Below are 1,710 nucleotides of genomic sequence, written 5' to 3'. Positions count from 1 at the left end.
GAATGTGGGGAATGGCGTCCAGCAGGGGCCCATTCAGACGATCCGACTTGCCTTGCGTTCCGGAGGCAACATGCTCGGAGTATGGATCAAGACGATTCTGAACTGATCGTACGGCGCGTCGAGAGCACTACTCAGAAGCTTCCTGATCGCCATCAGGAAGAGATCAGCCGGTTGATCGAGGCGCAGGCTCAGCCTGCGGCAGGCATCTCCGAGCGGATGATCGAAGCCGAGCGCAAGGCGTTCGCTCCTATGGGGCAACTGATCCAACAGGATCCGAATGCTTTGGCGGCAGTCAAGGAACTTACGACGCTGAATCAGGAGGCGATCAAGGCAGCCAAGCCTGCAGCGGTGCGGGGAACTCACTTCCTCAGTGGTCGCATGGGCATGGTGCATCCGGCAAGGCCCGGGCTCAACCTCTTTGGGCCGCACTACGACTGGCAGGTACTCCAGCCCACACAAGGGCATGGCGCCGCAGCGTCTTCCGACGTGAGGACCGGAAGCTTCGGCGTTTCCCATGGGCAAGGAGTCGGAGCCGGGGGCTATCGCGTCGCCACCGCGGGTGTGAGCATGGCGCTGCAGGCGGTGAACGGTGGGTTTGCCCGCATCGCGCCTTTGCTGGAGTACGAATACTGGTGGAAACTCACCGGCTTTGGGCTTTCGGCCCACACTGAGGGCTGGTGCGAGATGCTCGTGCAGGATGGATCCGGGTCGGTGCTGCCCCAGGGCCGGCGGACCGTCAGGCTTTGGAAGCACACCTCTCAGACGAGCGCGGAGGGTGCGTACGGCGACACGATCTATACCCCCGACATCGAGACGACAGTCGCCTTGGCCGCGGGACAGATCTTTCATGTGACTCTGACCGGCACGGCTGTCGTCGTCGACTCCGGCGACGGGCTATTCGCGTGGTCCTACGCCAATGCCTGGATGCGGAATTTGGCGGTCTTCTTCTCCGTGACCTTTTGAAGTGGACCCCATGACGACGGATGCCGACCAGTTCGTCATAGTCCGCACGATGGCAATCAGCAGAAGAAGTGACACGCCGAGCCTCCGCCGTGCGGACATCTAACCGATCAATCAACTGACCTGCGGCTGAGAAGAGGGCGGTTGTCATCGTTGCTCAGCTTTAAGAGGAGCCAACAGAAGGCTCCGCTGAAGCCATGTCCCCTTCCTTGAGCGTTCGTTGAACGAGGCATGGGGAAGGGGAACGGTCCGCCGTGGGTGGTGTCGGATGACCTGTGGGGGCGAATCGAGCCGCTGCTGCCGGTCAGGCAGCGCCGCGCACGCAATGCCGGACGGCTGCCGCTGGATGATCGCCGCTGCCTGCAGGGCATCCTGTTCGTGTTGCACACCGGGATCCAGTGGGAGTGGCTGCCACACGAGCTCGGCTTCGGCTCCGGGATGACCTGCTGGCGTCGGCTGCGGGACTGGCACGAGGCCGGCGTGTGGGACCAGCTGCACCAGGTACTGCTGACCGAGCTGCACCGCGCCGGGAAGCTCGACTGGTCCCGGGCGGTGATCGACGGCTCGCACCGCCAGGCCCCGTCGGGCGGCCCAAAACCGGGCCGAGCCCGGTCGACCGCGCCCGGCCCGGCTCGAAGCACCATGCCATCACCGACGCTCACGGCACCCCGCTCGCCATCACGTTGACCGGCGGAAACCGCCACGACGTCACCCAACTGATACCCCTGCTGGACGCCATTCCCCACATTT

At 64.0% G+C, this 1,710-nt stretch carries 1 protein-coding gene and 1 pseudogene; both read left to right on the top strand.

Going from position 1 to position 1,710, the window contains the following annotated elements:
* Positions 1 to 81: 81 nt before the first annotated feature.
* Entirely contained in the window at positions 82 to 963 is an 882-nt protein-coding gene (locus ACFC0D_RS38475) for a hypothetical protein (protein WP_376446754.1), read from the top strand.
* A gap of 228 nt (positions 964 to 1,191) precedes the next feature.
* Positions 1,192 to 1,710, top strand: a pseudogene (locus ACFC0D_RS38470) (IS5 family transposase); the annotation flags it as partial.

The sequence above is a fragment of the Streptomyces sp. NPDC056222 genome (assembly GCF_042264065.1).
Taxonomy (GTDB): Bacteria; Actinomycetota; Actinomycetes; order Streptomycetales; family Streptomycetaceae; genus Streptomyces.
Note: the sequence above shows the minus strand (reverse complement) of the source record. Positions and strands in the feature narration are given on the sequence as shown.